The 20398-nt window shown below is 46.2% G+C and carries 19 protein-coding genes and 1 tRNA gene; 7 read left to right on the top strand and 13 right to left on the bottom strand.

The window, feature by feature from the left end; genetic code table 11:
• Positions 1-10: 10 nt before the first annotated feature.
• The 5 genes from HCR03_RS01235 to HCR03_RS01215 all read right to left on the bottom strand — a co-directional run bounded on the left by HCR03_RS01235 (position 11) and on the right by HCR03_RS01215 (position 5228).
• Positions 11-724, bottom strand: coding sequence for an ATP-binding protein (locus HCR03_RS01235; protein WP_187036322.1), 714 nt, complete (start codon positions 722-724; stop codon positions 11-13).
• Between the two features lie 82 nt (positions 725-806).
• Positions 807-1616 (bottom strand): EFR1 family ferrodoxin, encoded by an 810-nt coding sequence (locus HCR03_RS01230; RefSeq protein WP_187036320.1) that lies wholly within the window; start codon positions 1614-1616, stop codon positions 807-809.
• Between the two features lie 209 nt (positions 1617-1825).
• Entirely contained in the window at positions 1826-3817 is a 1992-nt protein-coding gene (locus tag HCR03_RS01225; protein WP_187036319.1) for a hypothetical protein, read from the bottom strand.
• Positions 3818-4077: 260 nt separating this feature from the next.
• Positions 4078-4284 carry a DUF3006 domain-containing protein gene (locus HCR03_RS01220; RefSeq protein ID WP_187036317.1) on the bottom strand — a complete coding sequence of 69 codons (207 nt, stop codon included), beginning with the start codon at positions 4282-4284 and terminating at the stop codon, positions 4078-4080.
• A 14-nt stretch (positions 4285-4298) separates the two neighbouring features.
• Complete coding sequence (locus HCR03_RS01215; protein ID WP_187036315.1) at positions 4299-5228, bottom strand: ComEC/Rec2 family competence protein; 930 nt, start codon at positions 5226-5228, stop codon at positions 4299-4301.
• Between the two features lie 320 nt (positions 5229-5548).
• On the opposite strand from HCR03_RS01215, the gene HCR03_RS01210 reads away from it, so the two are divergent.
• Positions 5549-6910 (top strand): APC family permease, encoded by a 1362-nt coding sequence (locus tag HCR03_RS01210; RefSeq protein WP_187036313.1) that lies wholly within the window; start codon positions 5549-5551, stop codon positions 6908-6910.
• A gap of 111 nt (positions 6911-7021) precedes the next feature.
• Here the strand turns inward: HCR03_RS01210 and HCR03_RS01205 are convergent, their stop codons facing one another.
• Together HCR03_RS01205 and HCR03_RS01200 are read right to left on the bottom strand one after the other, a co-directional pair.
• A complete protein-coding gene (locus HCR03_RS01205) occupies positions 7022-8272 on the bottom strand; it encodes a M56 family metallopeptidase (protein ID WP_187036311.1) in 1251 nt (416 codons plus the stop codon).
• On the bottom strand, positions 8269-8640 hold the full coding sequence (locus tag HCR03_RS01200; protein WP_187036310.1) for a BlaI/MecI/CopY family transcriptional regulator: 372 nt from the start codon (positions 8638-8640) through the stop codon (positions 8269-8271). The genes HCR03_RS01205 and HCR03_RS01200 overlap by 4 nt, the downstream gene beginning before the upstream one ends.
• Positions 8641-9028: 388 nt before the next feature.
• Here HCR03_RS01200 and HCR03_RS01195 point away from each other — a divergent pair.
• Positions 9029-9119, top strand: a tRNA-Leu gene (locus HCR03_RS01195).
• Between the two features lie 776 nt (positions 9120-9895).
• Here HCR03_RS01195 and HCR03_RS20435 read toward each other — a convergent pair.
• On the bottom strand, positions 9896-10126 hold the full coding sequence (locus HCR03_RS20435) for a DnaJ domain-containing protein (RefSeq protein ID WP_407926849.1): 231 nt from the start codon (positions 10124-10126) through the stop codon (positions 9896-9898).
• A 266-nt stretch (positions 10127-10392) separates the two neighbouring features.
• Here HCR03_RS20435 and dinB point away from each other — a divergent pair, with 266 nt between their 5' ends.
• The 3 genes from dinB to HCR03_RS01175 all read left to right on the top strand — a co-directional run bounded on the left by dinB (position 10393) and on the right by HCR03_RS01175 (position 12467).
• Positions 10393-11631: a DNA polymerase IV gene (gene dinB / locus HCR03_RS01185; RefSeq protein WP_187036308.1), complete on the top strand. Its 1239-nt coding sequence runs from the start codon at positions 10393-10395 to the stop codon at positions 11629-11631.
• A 101-nt stretch (positions 11632-11732) separates the two neighbouring features.
• Positions 11733-11891 (top strand): hypothetical protein, encoded by a 159-nt coding sequence (locus HCR03_RS20240; RefSeq protein WP_330601097.1) that lies wholly within the window; start codon positions 11733-11735, stop codon positions 11889-11891.
• Positions 11892-11897: 6 nt separating this feature from the next.
• Positions 11898-12467 (top strand): SOS response-associated peptidase, encoded by a 570-nt coding sequence (locus HCR03_RS01175; RefSeq protein WP_187036306.1) that lies wholly within the window; start codon positions 11898-11900, stop codon positions 12465-12467.
• 382 nt (positions 12468-12849) lie between these two features.
• Here the strand turns inward: HCR03_RS01175 and HCR03_RS01170 are convergent, their stop codons facing one another.
• Positions 12850-14097, bottom strand: a complete 1248-nt coding sequence (locus HCR03_RS01170; RefSeq protein ID WP_187034118.1) for an IS110 family RNA-guided transposase — start codon at positions 14095-14097, stop codon at positions 12850-12852.
• Positions 14098-14407: 310 nt separating this feature from the next.
• Between HCR03_RS01170 and HCR03_RS01165 the strand changes: the two genes are divergently transcribed.
• Together HCR03_RS01165 and HCR03_RS01160 are read left to right on the top strand one after the other, a co-directional pair.
• Complete coding sequence (locus HCR03_RS01165) at positions 14408-15067, top strand: hypothetical protein (protein ID WP_187036304.1); 660 nt, start codon at positions 14408-14410, stop codon at positions 15065-15067.
• Between the two features lie 134 nt (positions 15068-15201).
• Positions 15202-15765, top strand: a complete 564-nt coding sequence (locus tag HCR03_RS01160) for a hypothetical protein (RefSeq protein ID WP_187036302.1) — start codon at positions 15202-15204, stop codon at positions 15763-15765.
• A gap of 756 nt (positions 15766-16521) precedes the next feature.
• Here HCR03_RS01160 and HCR03_RS01155 read toward each other — a convergent pair.
• The 4 genes from HCR03_RS01155 to HCR03_RS01145 all read right to left on the bottom strand — a co-directional run bounded on the left by HCR03_RS01155 (position 16522) and on the right by HCR03_RS01145 (position 20333).
• Positions 16522-17652, bottom strand: coding sequence for an IS91 family transposase (locus HCR03_RS01155; protein ID WP_187036300.1), 1131 nt, complete (start codon positions 17650-17652; stop codon positions 16522-16524).
• Positions 17645-17935, bottom strand: coding sequence for a tyrosine-type recombinase/integrase (locus HCR03_RS19985; protein ID WP_267459205.1), 291 nt, complete (start codon positions 17933-17935; stop codon positions 17645-17647). The genes HCR03_RS01155 and HCR03_RS19985 overlap by 8 nt, the downstream gene beginning before the upstream one ends.
• Positions 17875-18537 (bottom strand): tyrosine-type recombinase/integrase, encoded by a 663-nt coding sequence (locus HCR03_RS01150; protein WP_267459204.1) that lies wholly within the window; start codon positions 18535-18537, stop codon positions 17875-17877. The genes HCR03_RS19985 and HCR03_RS01150 overlap by 61 nt, the downstream gene beginning before the upstream one ends.
• Positions 18538-19346: 809 nt before the next feature.
• Complete coding sequence (locus HCR03_RS01145; protein WP_187036298.1) at positions 19347-20333, bottom strand: IS5 family transposase; 987 nt, start codon at positions 20331-20333, stop codon at positions 19347-19349.
• Between the last annotated feature and the right edge of the window lie 65 nt (positions 20334-20398).

Genomic DNA, 20398 nt, shown 5'->3' with positions numbered 1-20398 from the left:
GTTCAACCTTTTAATCTTCCACAATTCTGCCGTCCGGCGAAAGAACCGTCACCTGCCAGGGAATCATCTTCCCGCAGTCCCGCAAAGCCCGTTTCACGGCATTTTCTATTCCTCCGCAACACGGTACCTGCATGCGGAGAACGTGAATCTTGCGGATTTTGTTGCTTTTTAGAATCTCAGTCAGCTTTTCCGCGTAATCGCCTTCATCCAGCTTGGGGCAGCCGATCATCACGATATGATCTTTCAAAAAGCGGCGGTGAAAATTGCCATAAGCATAAGCGGTGCAGTCGGCCGCGATTAAAAGATTTGCGTTATCCAGCCAGGGAGCGCGGGTCGGTACCAGCTTAATCTGCACGGGCCACTGGGTCAGCTCGCTTTCCACCGGGTCCAAAGGACCCGCCTGTGAAGACTGCGGATTTTCCTGTACGGCAGGCCGGCGAAGAGTTCTGGCCATGCTGCCCGGACAGCCGCCGATAGCCGCGGGCAAACCCGATTTTGCCTCTATCACCGCGGCTTCGTTAAACGAGGGCGCTTCCCGCTCTTCAAACGTAATTGCACCTGCCGGGCAGGCCGGAAGGCAGTTGCCCAGACCGTCGCAGTAATCTTCCCTGACTAGCCGTGCTTTGCCGCCAACCATGGCGATGGCTCCCTCCTGGCAGGCCTGGGCGCAAAGCCCGCAGCCGTTGCACAGTTCTTCCTTAATTTTAATTATTTTCCGAATCATGGTCCTATCCTCCGGTATCATTTGATTTGATAGCCCCATTATACCGGATTCTCAGAGTCAAGTCCGTTGTATTTCCAACGAGCTAGAACAATTCAGGCTCTTTCCTAGCCGTCAGGCCGACTTCCATTTCTGTTTTATGTCTCAGAAAATCGGGGTCGTCGAAATATTTTGCACCAACCGGGCATTTTTTAATACACGCGCCGCATTTAATGCAGATTCCCGTCAGGACGGACGGATCGTCCGCGCTGATGGAACCCATTGGGCACACGTTCACGCAGGTCATGCAGTGCGTACAGTTTTCTTTTGTTTTTGGTTTCACCTTCCGAATATCCACCGGATTCTTCTGCTCATCTTTCGGCTTGTAATAGCTGCGATACGGTGTGTTCCCTTTCACCTCAACCGAAGCCGTCATGCCGAATTCTATTTTTTGAGAAATCAGATCCGCGAATTTGTCCGCCAGCGCCAAATCCTTTTCATCCGGCCGGCCCTTTGCCAGGACGCGGGAAAAGGAGTGCTCGCCGATGAATGCCCCGCCCGCAATCACGTGAAAGCCGTCCTCCGACAACAGGTCGCGCAGTTCAATCAGCGCGTCCTCATAGTCCCTGTTCCCGTAAAGCACGACCGCCGCGGCCAGCGCGCCGTTTCCGCGGATCGATTTTATGTATTTGAGCAGTACGTTCGGAACCCTTCCCGCATAGACCGGAACGCCCGCGATCACCAGGTCGTTTTCCCCAAAAGAACAGCTTTTTTCCCTTTCCGGCGGAAGCGTGAAATCCACACGGTTTACTGTGGAATCCCCGATTTCTCCGTTCAGTTTTTCGGCAACCCTGTGAACGATTTTCTCCGTTGTCCCAGTTGCGCTGAAATAAAGCATATGAATATGATATCCCATTTAACTTCCTCCTGCAAATCAGATTCCGGGTCGTTACCGCGTTTTCCCTAAGCGGCAAATTTTCGACCGATTTTTAGATTCAAAGATTCTTTTATCCTACAGGATTTTTCCGGAAAAAGCAATCACATTCCGGGCATTTAACCAAAATAACCGATAGAAAAACCGCACGCCTGCAAACTGCAGGCACGCGGCTTCTCTACCGGGCTGTCTTATTTAATGGTGATGACACATATTTTCTTCGCATCCTGATTGAGAGCCGAGGCGTAGATACCGGTTTGCTGACCGGAAGCCCCGGTCCCGACAACCTTAAAGAAAAAGTCGTTTCCAACGCGTTTCACAAAATATGTCTGAATGACCCCGGACGAGCCGGACCCAAAATTGACGGACGACGCTCCCGGCGCCGTAATCTTAAACTGATATCCGGCCCCCGCGGCAAGGCTGAAATCATTGTTGGTATCTGATTTCAGTTGAATCCGGCCAACCGTCACAACGCAGATTTTTTTCGCATCCTGTCCCTTTACAGAAGCGTAAATGCCGGTCTGCTCACCCGGTTTTCCGACCGCGGTAATTTTGTAATAAAAATCATTGCCGACACGCCTTACAAAAACAGGCGCAACCACCTTGGAAGACCCCGCGTTAAACTGAATGGACTTAACGCCGGGCGCGGTGATTTTAAACTGGTAGCCGGCTCCCGCCGCAAGCTCGAAATCATCGTTTGTGTCTGAGGTAATCTTCACGGGAGCGACCGTAACGGCACAGACTTTCAGCGGCACGCGGCCCGGAGCAGACATGTAAAATCCGGCGCCCTGCCCGGCGTCGCCGGTCGCGGTAATTTTATATAGCGTTTCGTTGCCGGAGGTACTGAGTTTTGTCACAGAGAACACGCCGGAAGAAGCGGCATAAAACCCGGTCGCCCCGGTAATGCAGAATACATAGCTGGAACCTTTCGCAAGAGAGAAATCATTGTTGGTATCGGATTTCAAAACGATGCCGACCGGTTCCGTCACTGTGACTTTGCCCGCGTTAACGGTATCGTCATCCTCTCCGGTATCCGGAAAAGAAACCAGAAAATTCGCACTTGCGCCGACAGCGCCGGTCGCGGCGACCGTACAATAATAGTCGATACCGTCCTTGCGCACGGACTGCACGGAAATCGCCCCGTCCTGATCCGGCGCAAACGACGGCGTCCCGCCGCCCATGATGGAAAATTTATAGGTGTATGTTTTTCCGCGCTCAACGGAAATTTCCTTCGGCGCATCAAAAGAAACGGAGGGCTTACTGTCGTAATTCACGGTAACCGCAAAGCCGGCGGTTTCTCCGTTCAGAGTCGCCTGTATTAAAGAAGTGCCTTCATGATCGGCATCCATGACATATTCATATCCGCCTTCCACCTTGCCCACCGGGGTAATCGACACGTTGTCGTTGCCTGCCGTCACTTCCGGAGCGGCAGCGGAGGTTGTGCGGACGACAAAATGATAGGTGTCAAAAAGGCTGCAGACATAAGTGGATTTCGTATCCATACTGAGGTTGCTGTTTTCCGCAATCGTAACATCGCACAGCTTTTTAGGAATAACATAATCGGAACTGCCAAGGGAAAGCGTACCCGTCGCTCCGTCGTTTCCCGTTGCGTCGACCCGATAGAAAAAGTCGTCGCCGTCGGAGCCTTCCAGCGTAACATTAAAGTCATCCGGCTGATCGGTCACAAGGGTCGGATAAGTAAAGGTATCCGCATCCAGATTTTCATAATGAATCTTTATGTAGCGGCTGCTTCCGGAGGGAAGAGTAAAATCTTCTGTCTGGTCCGCTTCGGCAGTGTAATTCCATTCATAACCGGTGTCCTCAACCGTAATGGTTTTGGCAACCGTCGTTCCGTCGGAAGCGGTCAGGGTCACGGTCGCTTCCCCCTCTTCCCATCCTTCCAGAACCAGCGTGTAGTAGCCGGAGTTTCCCGATTCTGCTTGCAGAGAGGCCTTCAAAACGGATTCGTCGCTGGACGCAGCCTCCAGTTGAACTTCCGGCTGGTCAATTTCAATTTCATAAGAAGTTCTGCTGTATTTTTCGACTGTTGTCACCGAATCAAAACCATTGAGTGAAATAACCGATGACGCGGTTTCTTCCGCAAACGCCAAATTTCCTGTAAATACGGAAAAAATCAGCGTCAGAGCCAAAACCATGCTTAGAATACGATACTGCTTTTTCAATTTTCATTCCCTTTCTGCTGTTAAGTTCGGACCCGATTTTTGGGAATTCAGGTCAGTGCTACTATTTTATAAGCCAAAAAGAGGCAGGAAATAGCAGAAAGGAATATTGCTTAAATTTAATTATTTTGGAGAATTATAGTAATTTTTCTTCCTGAATGCAAGAAAAATTTTTGGCAGACATCCGCTTTTCTGGTAATCCCAATCAATGTTTTCCAGATCTTTTCAATTTCTTGTGAAAAGCACGGAAGAAGCTCCGTCATTCAGTCCAGCCAAATTTCATCCATCATCTTTTGAATCTTCTCACGTCTTGCGACGGTTCGTTCACGATTGATTTTAAACCTCAGGTCCAGCACATCCCCCTCCTGCGCCTCCTCGGGCAGAAGATTTTTGGGAAATGAAATCAGCCGTCCGTCCTCAAATTCAAGGATGCACTGATCTTTTTCAAACCGTTCAATCACCGCTTCCATCTTGCTCCCCTTTCTCAAGCTGCGGGCCGCATGGACGCATCCGCTTCTTCCATGCCGGGCACATGCTCCTCAACCGTTATATTGTTCCCGTCGGACTGAATTTTTATGGTTCCGTCCTCGTCGGTACGGTAAATTTCAGCGCCGATTCGCCGTAGCTTTTTCAGTGTCGATTCCGCCGGATGACCATATGAATTATCTTTTCCGACCTCGATCACCGCATATCGCGGTGAGACCCGTTTTAAAAAGGCCTCTGTTGAAGCCGTATCGCTGCCATGGTGCCCTACCTTCAGCACGTCCGCACGGACATCGGCCGTTATCTCTTTTTCCGACTGCGCGCCGGCGTCGCCCATAAAAAGGAAAGACGTGTTATCATAAGACAGCTTAATCACGGCGGAATACTGATTCAGATCGTTGTACCCGCTTCCGACCGGCGCGACGAGTACGGCTTTCAGATCTCCGCGGTCCAACAGGGTAACACCAGCCCGGGCTGTTTGGATTTGCAGCCCTTTTTTTTGAATGGACGACAGCAAATTCTCAAAAGTTCTGCTTGTCGCTGACACCTTTGGCATATAAACGGAACCAATATCAATGGACTGAACCACCTGCGGCATTCCGCCGATATGATCCGCGTGAGGATGCGTCGCCACCAGATAATCGATTTTTTTAATCGACTGCGTGTCTAAAAAGCGGGCAATCTGGCCTCCGTTTTCCGGGTTACCGGCATCAATGAGCATACTGCGCCCGTCCGGCAACTCAATGAATTCGGAATCCCCCTGCCCGACGTCAAGGTAGTACACCGTCAGCTGGTTACGCCGTTCCGGCGAGTTTGACGGAGTAAGGCTAGCCGTCCCACGCTTCTGCGGCTGCATGGAAACTACCGCCGCAACAGCAAGGATAATCAAAATCATTAAAGGCCAGAATGGTCGCTGTTTCATTCTTCTCATGGAATCCTCTCTTTATGGTTCAGATTTACGCATACTTATTTATCATACCTTCGGTCCCAATCTTTGGCAAGATCAATTTTAAAGTAACAGCTTCGAAAAAAAAGCATTTCCACAAAAAGATCGCGTCGAACGGCAACAACTCCGCCAAATAGAAAGAGCGGACTTCTTTCCATATTAATATCAAGAGTTAAATTAAACGGATAAAATGAAATATTTCAATTGTTTTTAGCGATTTAAATTGATATACTTAAAAAAGTTTAAACCCGTCGATAATTTTACTTTTGCAGGGAACAAACGGGTTCTTAGGGAGGAAACGGTTTATGGAAAGTACTTTAAAAAAAAAGTACGGCTTGTTGACAGCCATTGCAATGGTCGTTGGAATTGTGATTGGAAGCGGTGTATTTTTTAAAGCGGAGGCGGTTCTGAAGGCAACGGGAGGCAATATGCCGATGGGAATCGCCGCATGGCTGATTGTGGGTTTCATTATGATCGTCTGCTCCTATACATTTGCAACCATGGCCACAAAGTACGAAAAGGTAAACGGCATTGTCGACTACGCGGAAATGACGGTCGGAAGAAGATACGGCTATTACGTCGGATGGTTCATAGCTGTGATTTATAATCCGACCCTGACTTCCGTGCTGGCATGGGTTTCCGCCCGGTTTACCTGCGTATTGCTGGGCTGGGATATTACAGGGGGACCCTGCATGACGATCACCTGCTTCTATCTGGTTAGCAGTTATGCCCTGAACGCACTGTCCCCTGTTCTCGCAGGTAAATTTCAGGTTACAACCACGGTCATCAAGCTCATTCCGCTGCTCTTAATGTCGGTTGCCGGCACTTTGATCGGTCTTTCTAACGGCATGACGGTGCGGAATTTCACACAGGCTGCGGAAAGCGGCTCCAGCACCGGCGGGGGCTTGTTCGCATCCGTTGTTGCGGTTGCATTCGCATATGAAGGCTGGATTATTGCGACATCGATTAACTCGGAACTGAAAGATTCCAAAAAAAATCTGCCGAGAGCTCTGATCTGGGGTTCGCTGATTGTCGTCGCCGTCTATGTTTTTTATTACATCGGCCTCGCGGGAGTTGTACCGACGGAAATATTGATGAAAAACGGTCAGGCCGGAGCAGAGCTTGCTTTCCGGAAAATCTTCGGGCCGGTCGGCGGATCCCTGATTTTTGTTTTTGTCATCATATCCTGTCTCGGAACCCTGAACGGCCTGATGCTCGGATGCACCAGAGGCATGTATTCTCTGGCGGTCCGCGGTTCCGGTCCCATGCCGAAAGTATTCAGTCAAGTGGATCCTGTGACTAACATGCCCGGCAACTCCTCGGTCTTGGGTCTTTTGCTGTGCGGTGTCTGGCTGCTTTATTTCTTTGGTGCCGTTCTTCAGACAAGGCCTTGGTTCGGGCCATTCTGCTTTGATACCTCGGAACTACCAATCATCACTCTGTATGCCGGCTATATCCCCATTTTTCTGCTTCTTCTCATGAAAGGAAAAGAGCTGAATGTATTTAATCGGTTTGTCATGCCGACGTTTGCTATTTTGGGCTGCGTGTTCATGATGATCGCGGCATGTATCGCACATGGAGTGTCGGTCGTTTACTATTTAATGATATTCGGAGTAATCATGTGTATTGGAATCCCGTTTGACCCTTATAGAAAAAAGCTCAGATAAGGCAAGTCAAACGGGAGATAATATTTTTACAGGTTCAGCTTCTCTGGCCGTATCCTCTTTGCGGAAGGTCAAAAGAAATCAATGAACAAGCGATTTAGTTAAAGATAAATGCTAAAATTCATGATACGAAAATTGCCGTGCGTCCCAGACTCTAACGATATCCCCATTTGAAGTTTTTACATCGTAAGCGGTCAATTGAATTTCAACGTTTCCAGCCGGACACACGTATGTCCTCTTCATATCTTCATCCTGTTGTAATTTAAAATCCTCTAATTTATATTTTTTCTCAGAAAGATAGGTCAAAAATACATTTTGTGGATCCAAATCTCCTGTATGATGCCCTTGGGATAATTCGATAATATATTGACTATTAAATTTTTCCGGTAAATTCATATTGTGGTTATTATTTTGAAAAGAAGCTGCAAAAACTGTTGTTACCCCAATCACTAAACAAATAGCACCAACTATACAAAAAGATGAAGTTCTTTTAAATTTCATAATTGACACAATCCTTTCTTCAATTGCATTTTTACCAAAATTGTTTACTAGAGGGGTAAGATGGCTTTTCTTTTCTTCTAACCCAATTAATGTTAGTGCATAAGCAGATTTTGTTGTTTCTCCAAATGTCCGCACAACTGTTTCGTCACAAGAAAGCTCAATATCCCGATTTGCCAGTACATACATCAACCACACAAAGGGGTTGAACCAATGAATGCATAACGAGATTGCAAATAGGAGTTTTATCAATATATCCAAGCACCGGATATGAACAAACTCATGCATAAGGATATAGCGCAGCGGGGTTTCATCTGTCCAATCGGTTCGCTTTGGGAAGAGTATAACCGGGCGAAATATTCCATAGGTCAATGGAGACACAATCTTGTCTGACTGCCGGATTTGAACGTTTCTTCTCGTTGGGTGATCCCGCTTCCAACACTTCACGAACGCATTATCAACCGGAAGCGCGGTCTGATATTCTTTCCTGCAGCGAAGATGTGTTATAAGAAAAAACAAGGCGCAGACAATCAGGCCGATCAGCCAGATTACCAATATGGGGGATATATTCTTATACACCGTTTCCGGCAATGCGGAAGTATTTCCTGTGAAGACCGCATGATTGGCGATAACAGTTATCCCGGTCAGTGGGCCCCCTTTCTCAAAAGAGTCGATTCTTAGCATGTCTGCAACGGTAAAAACGCTGAACCTTGGCGGAAGGGAAAATGGGATTAACAGGCGGCACAGGGCCATTCCCCACAGCGCAAGGAAGGTCTTTTTCGGCAGACTGTGCAGCAGCAGCGCACGAATGACCACAATAACCAGAATAAGAATGGAAGCTGGAAGGCTCATTTCCAACAGGTTCATAAACGGCCCCCTGATTCCAGGCTGTTGACAAGCTGCTTCAGCTTTTCAATTTCTTCCGGGGACAGGTTTTTGCGCCCTAAAATGGAAGCCACTAACTGATCGGCGGCGCCATCATACATTTTGTTAATTAGTTCCGTTGTTTCAAGCTCTCGCGCCTGTCCGATGCTCACAAGGGGATGGCATAAGAAATTTGGTTCCATACGCTCAACGGTCCCCTTATGGATACATCTATTGATGAGGGTATAGGTTGTGGTCTTGCTCCATCCGACTTGCTCTTTCAGGATTTCAGCCATCCGTTTTGCGGTGGTATCTCCATTTTTCCAAAGAACATCCATTATTTTCAGTTCTGAATCAAATAATTTTTGCATTAACTAGCCTCTTTTTATAGATATTCTACTATAGTAGAATGAATACGCTATTATGCTACTACAGTAGAACGCCTTTGTCAACGGCTAACAGGCTCCATGAGATAAAAATTGCTTGAAGACATTTCCTTTGCATTTCCATCGACATCACGGTTATAAACGGGTTCTCAGATTCACCTAAGAATTCTGAGAAAAATCAGCATCAGGATGTTCGTCGATTTTCTTCCAAAGGCATTCAAGCTGTTTCAGTCAGGTGATATTACAGATTAATAAAGCTGATTATTTGCCGCCTTAATTGGAGCTGCTGTGGAAGTGCCCTACAAAGCTCTAAAAAATGATTTAAAAAGGTTGACAAGTGCAGAATCGTATGATAAGATATACAAGCTGAGTCGCGAGAGTGGCGAAATTGGCAGACGCGCAAGATTCAGGTTCTTGTGAACCATTCAACGTTCATGCGGGTTCAAGTCCCGCCTCTCGCACCAAGATAATGAAGGGCAAAGCTAAATGCTTTTGCCCTTGTTATCATAAAATCAAGTGTTCACATCATGAGCATTTGATTTTATGATAACCTCCCACCTTGAAACCGGCAGGAGATTACCACAAACTTATATATTACAAAATTGCATTAGGAACATCGTGTTCCCAGCTTTTCATTCGTCGAGGCCTGCCCAATGCGGTGAGGCGTTCAAGGCAGAAGTATCATTATCACTTACCGGGATCGTCGCGCGACATGCAGTTGGTCGCAACAGCGCCTGTGTCCGCTTCGCGGTTTCTGATGTTTCCGCCCCCAGCTAAGAAACGTTTTTGTAATTTCCCCAATCGGTCAGAACGATTGGCAGAAATATTTTCAAAGTGCGCCAACCTCGCGCATCGATTGCGGAGCAGTCGAAACAAGAGGTACACAGTGCTTCTCACTGTGGATTGGGTTTGTGGAAAAAAGAAAGCCTGCACCCTCAGTAGCCAATAAGGGTACAGACTTGAATCTATCCGAAAAACGCGGTATAATAAACCACGCATAATCGGCATTCACAAGTCATATGGGTCTTAGGTACCCTTATGGCGCATGGGGACTAATCATTTGGACGATGGTTAATCCTCTGTGGATGCTGTTTTTTTGTCCACATATAGGAATTATATACCCGCTTTCGGAAAAAATCAAGTATAAATTTCCCAGCAAAAAGAGGAATTAAATCTAAAGCGGAACCGGTTCCTCCTTTTTACTCTTTCTTTTAAGCTCTTTTATGTGTCTAGTTTATTTCTATGTACCATAAGGGAAATGAGAAAAACGAATCCAAATATTCCCCAAAACCATATCCAATCTCCATGTGATAATTCTCTTGCAAGTTCGCCGGCCAAAGCTGCCCACATATTCATCTCTTTTCCTTGGATCGCTCAATGTCTCATAAGCCTCTTGAATCAATCTAAAAAAAGCCGCAGCATTTGGAGCATCATTAACATCTGGATGATATTTTTTTGCTAATGCTCTAATAAGATGCCTTTATCTGCTCTTGTGTAGCATTTTCATCAATTCCTAAGATTTCGTAGTAATCCATAATTGGCTCTCCCTTGCTAATATGTATATTACGACAATTTTAGCACTATATTTAGTAATTAGCAATATGATAAAAGCGGAACCGGTTCCGCTTTTCGTCATGCAGACCGCATGGCTTTTTTTATTTCCCCCTAAAATTCCCATTGATATTTCAGAACACTTGTTCTATACTAATACAAGAACATGTGTTTGGAAGTGGGAATTTGGAACGGGTCATTCTTCACAGCGACTGCAACAGCTTTTATGCCTCCGTGGAATGCCTGCACCGACCGGAGATTAGGGAAAAGCCGGTCGCGGTCGGCGGCGACGTTGAGCAGCGGCACGGTATTATCCTGACGAAAAACCAGATCGCGAAACGGTATCATGTCAAGACCGGAGAAGCTCTCTGGCAGGCGAAACAGAAATGCCCGGATCTTGTCATCGTTCCGCCGAACTACGAGCTGTATATACGCTTTTCACAAATGGCCCGCCGGATTTATCGGGATTATACCGATTTAGTCGAACCGTTCGGTTTGGATGAGGCTTGGCTGGATGTGACCGCTGATTCCCGGGGCCGCGACGGGATGACGATTGCGGAAGAAATCCGCGGCCGGATGAAATATGAGCTGGGGATCACCGTGAGCATCGGGGTATCGTATAACAAAATCTTTGCGAAGCTCGGCAGCGACTACAAAAAGCCTGACGCGATTACTCCAATCGAGAAGAAGAATTACCGTGAGATCGCGTGGCCCCTCCCTTGCTCCGACCTTTTGTACGTCGGCAGAGCGACGAAACAAAAGCTGGAGCGTTACGGAATCCACACGATCGGAGACTTGGCCAACACGCCGGAGCGAACGCTGCGCGGCTGGTTCGGCAAATGGGGTGAGGTTCTTTCTTGCTTTGCAAACGGGTTGGACTGCTCCCCTGTGGCGCGGTACGACAATCAGCCGACGGTCAAATCCGTCGGCAACAGCACGACCACGCCCCGTGATCTCAAAAATGACGAGGACGTCAAGATCATCCTCTATGTGCTGGCCGACAGCGTCGCTCGCCGCCTGCGGGAACAGGGCTTCAAGGGGAGGACGGTCTGCGTCACCGTGAGGGATAATCAGCTGTTCAGCTTTACCCGTCAGCATACGTTGGGTTCCTACACCAATATCACCTCTGAGATTTCTGACGCGGGCCTTGCCTTATTTCGAAGGCATTACCGATGGGAACGGCCGATCCGGAGCATCGGAATCAGCATGACGGATTTCGTTCCGGATACGGTTCCGTCCCAGGCAGACCTGTACCGGGATGAGGCGGGCCGGGAACGGCTGGAACATCTGGACAGTGCGGTGGACTGGCTGAAGAACAGATTCGGGAGTTTTGCGGTGCAGCCCGCGGTTCTGCTGACGGACCGGCAGCTCTCCGGATTCGATCCCAAAAGGGATCATACGATTCATCCGGTCGGATACTTTTAAGGGGGAAATCTGAATGTCCTGTAAACGATATGTCGATGTGATCACGCTTTTATGAGGACGGACGGCTGCTCCCCCTCGCGATCTGGTGGGCGGATGGAGTGATGTATGAAATCGACCGGGTGCTGGATGTGCGCCCCGCCGCGTCGCTCAAGGCCGGCGGCGCGGGGATCCGCTACACCTGCCGAATTCAGGGCCGGGAAAAGTATCTCTGGCGGGAGCAGGACCGGTGGTTTGTCGAATCAAAACAAAACGCGGGGTGAAAAAACATGTGCGGCAGATACGTTCTGTTCAGCGACCCGGATCTGAAAGAGATCCGCGAGATTCTGGAAGAAGTGCAGAGAAAGAACGAGACGTTTCAAACAGGAGAGATTTTCCCGACGGACAAAGCGCCGGTTTTAATCCGGGAACGGGGCGCCGTTACGCCCGAAGCCATTGTGTGGGGCTTTCCGCACCGATATAACAAGGGCGTTATCATCAACGCAAGAGTGGAAACCGTGCGGGAACGGTCCATGTTCCGGAGGTGTCTCCCCTCCCGCAGATGCGTGATACCCTCCACTGGCTTTTTTGAATGGTCGCATGACGCGAACAAAGTGAAATATCAGTTTAATCTGCCTGGAACCGATGCTCTCTATATGGCCGGATTGTACGATGAATTTCAGGGCGAAAGAAGATTTGTGATTCTCACGACCGCCGCTAATTTCTCCATGCAGGATGTTCACGACCGGATGCCGGTTGTTCTTGATGGGAATGGAAGGAACCGATGGCTGGATGATGCGCAGAGCGCCATGGAGCTGCTGAACCGGGTACCGCCGGAGCTGGCGAGAATCCCAGTGTAAAGACGAATAGAAAAGATTTACGGACGCTTCCGGGGTAAAAGCCTGAAGCGTCCGTTTTTATGAAAAGCGGAACTGGTTCCGCTTTTTTATGTTTTTCTTAGCATATTTCGTTGAATTTACTGTTTTGTGAGAATATAATGGTGGAAGAAAGTATTTGCTGGACAAGGTTAGGGCTGCTGCCCAGGAGCACGGCAATGACGTATTATAGCAATTATAGGAAGCTCGGCCAATGGCGGGGCATAAAAAGATTTTACGCATTAACTTCACTAATGTTTATTAATTGGAGGTATATTAAGTTTGAAACAAGGTAATTTGAGCACTAACCTTGAACGGGCACAGCAAAGCAGACCGCCCGGAGGCAGTCAAAAAATCGGATAATTTTCTACGGTGTACTCGCAGGCTTAGAGACCAGATAACCCTGTCGTTGCAAGATAAAAATTGCCTCGTCCGCAGAAACCTCACGGTGTACCGGAGGTTTGTCAGATTGATGGTATAAATCCGGGTTGTACGGTTCGTTCTTTTTAAGAATGTTGTAAATTGCGGTCAGCAGCATTCTGGCAATGGCAATAATCGCTTTCTTGTGGCCGCGGCGCTTTTTCAAAGAAAGGTAACGGTTTCGGATTTCTGGATTTTGCTTGGCACGGATGGCACACAGGGCGCATTGTACAAGCAGAGGCTTGATGTAAGCTCCGGCACGGCTGATTCTGGTGGTTTTCTTTTTCCCGGCGCTCTCGTTGTTCTGCGGCGTGAGCCCAGCCCAAGAGCACAGATGCTTCGAGGTGGGAAACACGGACATATCCACTCCGATTTCCGAAAGGATTCCGATTGCGGAAAAGGATTGGATACCCGGCACCGTTAGAACAAGGTTGATTTGCGGCAGATACTTTTCCGCCGTGAAAAGAATTAAGGATTCCAGATTCAGCTTGCAGAGTTCTAGGCCGTCCATGTGGGAACGGATGATGCGGAGCTTTTCAGCCTGTTCGGCACACATTTCACCGTCCACAGCGGCAAGGACTTCTTCATTGGACGCCTTCATTCCTTTGGTTCTGAAAGCAGAAACATCTTTGATCTTTTTGCTTGGGTCTTGCAAGATGTGCTCGATGATCGCGGACGAGGCTTTTCCGAATACATCCGAGAAAACATCATCGAGCTTAATGTTGGAAACAGTCAGGCAATTTTGAGCGCGGTTTTTCTCACCTGTGGTGAAATTGGTAAGCTTCCAGTGATAGCGTACCAAATCCCGAAGCTGGCGGATGTCGGCGGGTGGAATAAAGCTGCCGGACACAAGATCGTGCTTAAATATGTCGGCAATCCATTTTGCATCCTTTTTATCGGTTTTCTTCCCGTGTATAGCCTTGACATACTTCGGGTGAGCGAGAACGTTCTTGCATGTCGGCTCCAGAATGTTGTAGATTGGAATCCAATACTTTCCCGTTGATTCCATACACACATCCCGGCAATCATTTTCTGCAAGCCATACGGCGAGTCTCCGCAAATCCCCGGTGAAAGTGGAAAACCGCTTGCTTTTGTAGGTGGTGACACCTTGCGGATTGGTCGAAGCAATACAGGCTATGACGAAGGATTTATGAACATCCATCCCACAACAGGTGGGATACACAATTCTGAGCATAACACATCCCCTCAAAAAAATATTTGAGGGCGCAGGCAGGGACTGAACGCTCACTGAAAAACGAGTAGTTTGTCTCTCCAAAGATAAGTTTACGGGGTACAATGCCCCATTCATTTGTGCTTGAAAGAGCATCCGGCACACATAATAATGCGGTCAGCCGACAAGGCTGTGCCCACTCACCTCCACGTGCTCTGTAGTGTGCCTGTTTCCTCAAGTACATTTTAACAAATATTTGAATGCTGCGTTAGGAAATATAGGTTTCATTATCCTTTTATGCCTTGCAGCGCAGCGGAAAGGAATGGTCATAATAATGCTTACAGATAGTAATTTCAGTAAAGTATACTGGGCACATTTTATTTCCTTGGAAAAAGAATTTATTAATACGTTAACATATGTTTCTTTAGATACTGACAACTATTTGACTTACTCCGAAACATACGCAAAGTTAATATTAGAAATTGGAAGCGAAGTAGATATTATATTAAAAGTATACTGTAAACTGCTGAAACCGACTTTTACTGGAACTCGTATTGGGGATTATCGAAGCCTAATTAAGATGAAAAAACCGAATTTTTGTAAACAGATAGTTTCCGTGAAAAGCACAGATATTATATTGCAACCATGGGAAAATTGGAACAAGGAGCGCCCATATTGGTGGACTGCCTATAACAAAATAAAGCATGATCGAACAGGTTCTGGGTCTATTGAATCTGTAACAAAGGAATATTTTAAATTTGCAAATCTTAAATACACCATATTGGCTCTGGCTGGTTTGTATCAAGTTTTAATATATATTTATTATACGATTGCAACTACTGAAGGAAAACGAGTTTTAGTCCCATTGCCTGGTTCTCGCTTGTTACAACTGGTGGGAGACATATGGGATAACATAGATTTCTTTGGTGATTATGCTTTTTATATTGATAATAATGGTGGTCTCATAATGGAAAGTGGCAGCATTCATTATTAATCCGTTTGGTAAGTATATGAATATCTCTTTTACTTAATGAGCACAATGGGAGACCAGTCACTTTTGCAGAACTTCTTATTTGCGGAATAGCTGAGAATAAGTATGGCTAAAAAAATATGTCATGGGGAAATACGATGAATAGTGATGTTATGCCAATCATAAAAGACCCTGAATTATATAAAGCAATTCTAAAAGGTGGACTTGGAAAAATTCCAATAGTCGGTGGTGTGGTAGTTGAAATTTGGAATTATTTTGACACTCACCTGATTGACCGGCGTTTAAAGGCCCTTGAGAAAACAATATATCAGCAACATATTAATATTAAAGATTTTCAAGACAGATTATTAGGACTTGCCACTGATGAACATAAATATTATGCTGTTCGTAATAATTTAAAACATATGTTTCTTTCGGCATTACCCGAAACAATAGATGCGTTTAAAAAGGCACTAATTGAATTAGTTATGACAGACAATTACAGTATGCCTGAACATGCTTGCGAAATCATTCAACAATTAAATGCGGATGACATTTACTTTATGGAGCTTATTTCATTTCAAAAAAATGGGAAAAAAAGTCACCAGCTAACGGTGACGCAGGAAGCACAGCAGACCACCAAAAAACAACAGGACTCTTTAAAAGCAGCGGAAACAAATACCGGCTATAAGAAAAAAATCTGGGTTGATAGAAATGTATAATTTGCACAAAATACAATATTTTGGGTTGACTTTGCACAATATTTTGGACTATCAAAAAATGTTACAGATCCAAGTATATTGCTCAATTTATATTGTTCTGATAAGAACGGAAATACTATAGTAGACTGGGCATATATAATTCGATCTTTAACTAAATTACAAAATTTAGGTGTAATGGTTTGCGAGATTAAAGTAACCATAGGAACATCTTCTTTGTCAAACATTGATAGGTTCCATCTTACCTTTTTTGGGCTGAAAATTTTAACTTATCTTGCTTGAGTTCGGATAATCAATCATTACTTAAGTTACAAATACAGAACATACCAATTCAAAGTTTTATTATGAAATATTACAGTATATTACTCAGGAGGAAGTATGGATCTAGGCTAACTATGTATAGATATGAAAGTGCCGCATTATCCATACTAGATTAAGCTGTCTCCATTTCGAACTTCACATTATGAGTAGTGAGTTATCCGAGATTTAGCGGCAAAAAAAGCTCGTGCCTCAGATGAGAAGCACGAGAGTAAAGTAAGAAGTAAGCTGCCGCTAAATGTTGGATAATTGCCATTGAACTTAACTGCGGATGGCGAGGCAGGAGCTATGGGGATTGAATTCTTTGGCTTTCCTAAAACATACAATAAAAATCAGCTTTTCATATATAGCAGAGAAGAAGGTCTGCGATAGTACGAGAAATATGGTAAAATAAGCATAGCTTCCCCCTCCCCAAACGGGCGTTGAATTGAGGTATACAGTTCAAGCAATGGCTGGTGGTGACAGACCCATGTAGTGATGAAGTCTGTCGCAGCCACAAACAGGGCATTTAGAGATGTCCTTGCCCAGAATTTTTCGAATCAGGTCGAGGGTGGAAGCTTTTTCTTTAAGGATAATCGGTGTATGGGTAAGCTGTTTGCAGACTTTCAGCTTGGCATTTTTGTTGCGGTTACCGAGCAGCCCGTAATGCCGAATCTTCATAAATCCAGGCGGCAAAATATGCATGAGAAACCGCCGTATGAACTCTTCCGCTGAAATTGTCATTACTTTCCACATGCTGTCACTTTTGTAATCCCGCCACTTGAAAGAGACTTGTCCGTTTTCGAGTTTAAGAATACGGTTGTTGGAAATGGCAACGCGGTGTGTGTACCGTCCAAGGTACTCCACCACACAGGAAGCATTCTTAAACGGAGGCTTGCAGTAAACAATCCAATCCTTACTGTAACAGGAATCCAGCAAGTGCTGAAAATTGCAGGCATCCTCTAAATACTTCTGCGAGCCATGAAATTCCAACTTTGTGAATTTGAGATATGCGAGGAACTTTCCACTAAATTTTCTCGACAAGGCTTTTACTGGCAGAAAGAACTTCTTACGTGAATTTACCCACTGGCCGAGAATATTTAATCCGCCTGCCGGAACAATGCAGTGAATGTGGGGATGGAACATGAGATTCTGCCCCCATGTATGGAGCACAGAAGTAAAGCCAAGCGTTGCGCCGAGATACTTTCTGTCGGCAGCCAGCTCCTGTAAGGTCTCGGCTACAACTTGAAATAGGAGCGTATACATTGTTTTCTGATTCTGGTATATGACTGGGTTCAACTCATCCGACACTGTAAATACCACATGAAAATAGCCGACATTAAGAAGGCTGCTTTTCTGCCCGTCAATCCATCGTTCTTTGGCAAGAGTCTGGCATTTTGGACAGTGCCGGTTGCGGGAATTGTAGGAAATCTGTGTATGGCCGCAATTCTCGCAGACATCAATGTGTCCTCCCAACTTGGCCGTGCGGCAGTTCTGGATTGCGGACATGACCTTGCTTTGCACATAGGAAATCCGGTGCTTTTGGCGATATTCCTGCCCGTATTCATTTAAAATATCCTGCACTTCAATCATCGGCAACTACTTTGCGTGGACGTCCGCGCTTTTTCTTCTCAGTCATGGTATCCAACGGACTTTTGGTTTTCATGATATCAGTATTGGCAACGTGAAGGTATCGAGTAGTCGTCCAAATGGTGGCATGTCCGAGCAACTGCCGAATGTAAAATATGCTGACTCCCGATTCTAACAGGTGTGTGGCATAGGAATGGCGTAGGGTGTGTACAGTGGCTTGACACGTTAACTGGGCACGATCGCGATATTTTTTAAAAGCGTCTTGAATAGCGCGGTTAGAATACATTCCGTACCGGCGCGATTGAGAAAGAGATACCCTTCCGGGTGGTTTGGCCTGTATGCTTTCCAATATTCCCGCAAGACTGTAAGACTGGTTTGAGAGAGTACGGCAAACCGATCTTTTTTACCCTTGCTCTGGTAAATGAACAATCGCATTTGCTCACTGTCTACATCAGAAATTCTGAGATGGCGGACTTCCCTGAGCCGTAAACCTGAACCATACACGGTGAGAAAGATTGCCTTGTAGCGCAGGTCGTCTATGACGCCGAAAAACTTCTCAATCTCCTTGACGGTCATGATATTGGGTAGGAGAATCGGTTCCTTGACTCTTGGAATGCGTTTGTAGTTGAGGTTTTGTTCCAGCGTTATCTCGTAGAGAAACCGCAGCCCACTGTTGTAGGTATTGATGCTGGCAGGAGACAGCTTGCGTTCATCCTGTAAATATTGAAGAAATTCTCTGAATTCAGCCTCACCCATCTGGTCAGCGGGTTTGTCGAAATGCTCCATGAACACGCGTGCTTTGGTCTGATATTCCGCTACGGTGTCCTCACTTAAACCTCGTAGCCGAATATCCTGAACCAGTTTGTGTAAGATTTCTTCTTTTGTCATTGTACTAACTCCTTTAAAAGCAAATTTGTACCGCAGTACCGTTACTATTTTAAAGGATTTACATACAAAAAAGGAAATGCTACAATATTCGTAACAGTTCCTTTTTATGGCAGCATTTTTAAATTTCGGGGGCCACTGCGTTAGCAGTTTAGTTCAATGTTTATTTAATTCATATATGTCAATATTACGGACTGCATGTAAGCGGAATAATGAGCACTTGGCGATCACAACACACTTCCTGTCGCTATTTTCTTGTAATTATGATAAAGATACAACCGATTCCCTTTTTGCAATAATTTTTCTTCGGGGACATCATCTAAGACAAAATGAATTTTGCAGGCACAATGAAAGTTATCAGACCAGGAAAGTTTATGAAGGACAAGACAAAATGCCGTACTAATTGGGGTTCCATCCGCATCCATAAAACAGGCCGGGAAAATTTCTCCGTCTAATATCTGAAATCGTGGCAGCAGCAGTCCTTCCTTCTTGTGATTTTCCCAGGATAGGTTGACATTAGCGTTGCGTTTGGAGGTGATATATTGTCTTTCTTTTTTCTTGATGTCCCGGGCATATGGTACCCGGAAAAGTTCAATATATAAAAGGGCAATTATGATAAGTCCCGCTATTCCTAAAAACCAGTTCAGAATTACGGTATTATTACTAAGGAACCTCTGAACAAATGGCGCAGGAAGAGGAATTCAGCGAAAAGGGATTCAAGAGGCGTTCCAACTGAATGATTACGTCGAATTTCGACGCTATACTCCTGAATTTATTTCCACTTTTGCGGAAATGGGCGCACTTCTCCCTTGTCAGGTCTCACTGAAACTTCGACCTGCCATTGCCAGCATATAGAGATTTGCGCACGCGAACATGGCATACAGCCGGTTCTCGTTTTTCATTAAGCCTCTGTACCGGGTTTTCGTGTAGCCAAATTGGCATTTGATGATGCGAAAAACGTGCTCCACTTTGCATCGCACAGAGGATTTGCGATGTTCGATGAGACGCTCCCAATCAATGGAATTGTCGGAAACCCTGGGCAGACTGTGCGGACGGCGGTTGATACGGTAGTCGATCTTGGATAAATGCGCGTCATTCCGAACCTCCGGGCGCTTTTGAATACCAAGATAACCGGAATCACCATAGACCACCTCGTCATCCTTACGGATGAGTTTCGCCGCTGCGGTCACATCATGTTCGTTGGCGGCAGTTACCTCTATCGTGTGAACCAGCCCGTTGCCGGCGTCAACGCCGGCGTGACACTTCATGCCGAAACGCCATTCATTCCCCTTTTTTGTTTGATGCATCTCCGGGTCGCGTGCTTTCTCCGCATTTTTTGTAGAGCTGGGTGCGTTGATGATGGTAGCGTCTACAATTGTGCCGCCTTTCATCATGTGGCCGGTAGCTACCATGACGCGGTTAATGGCGTCAAAAAACAGCTTGTTTAGCCCGTCTTTTTCCAGCAGGTGCCGAAACTTGCAAAGCGTCGTCTCATCCGGGACATTCTCCGTCATGAAATCGATGCCGGTAAACTTACGCATGGCATAGCTGTCATAGATTGCGTCCTCGGTAGCCGGGTCGGAAAGGTTGAACCAGATCTGCAGCAGATACATCCGCAGCATCCGTTCTATGCCCATGGGTGGACGTCCCCGTTTGCCGTGGGGATAATACGGCGCAATGATACCGACCCACTCTTCCCACGGGATAATCTCGTCCATGGTTTCCAGAAACTCTTCCCGCCGTGTTTTCTTCTTTCTGCAGCTATATTCGATATCCGTAAAAGTTTGTTGCTTTTTCATTTCTCTGCACCGCCTGTGAATTGATAGTTCTATTTTACCAGAGTTCTCCTCTCTTCGGTAGAGGG

This window comes from Caproicibacter fermentans (genome assembly GCF_014303955.1).
GTDB lineage: Bacteria > Bacillota > Clostridia > Oscillospirales > Acutalibacteraceae > Caproicibacter > Caproicibacter fermentans.
The sequence above is the reverse complement of the archived record's forward strand: the minus strand, read 5'-3'. Positions and strand labels throughout refer to the sequence as shown.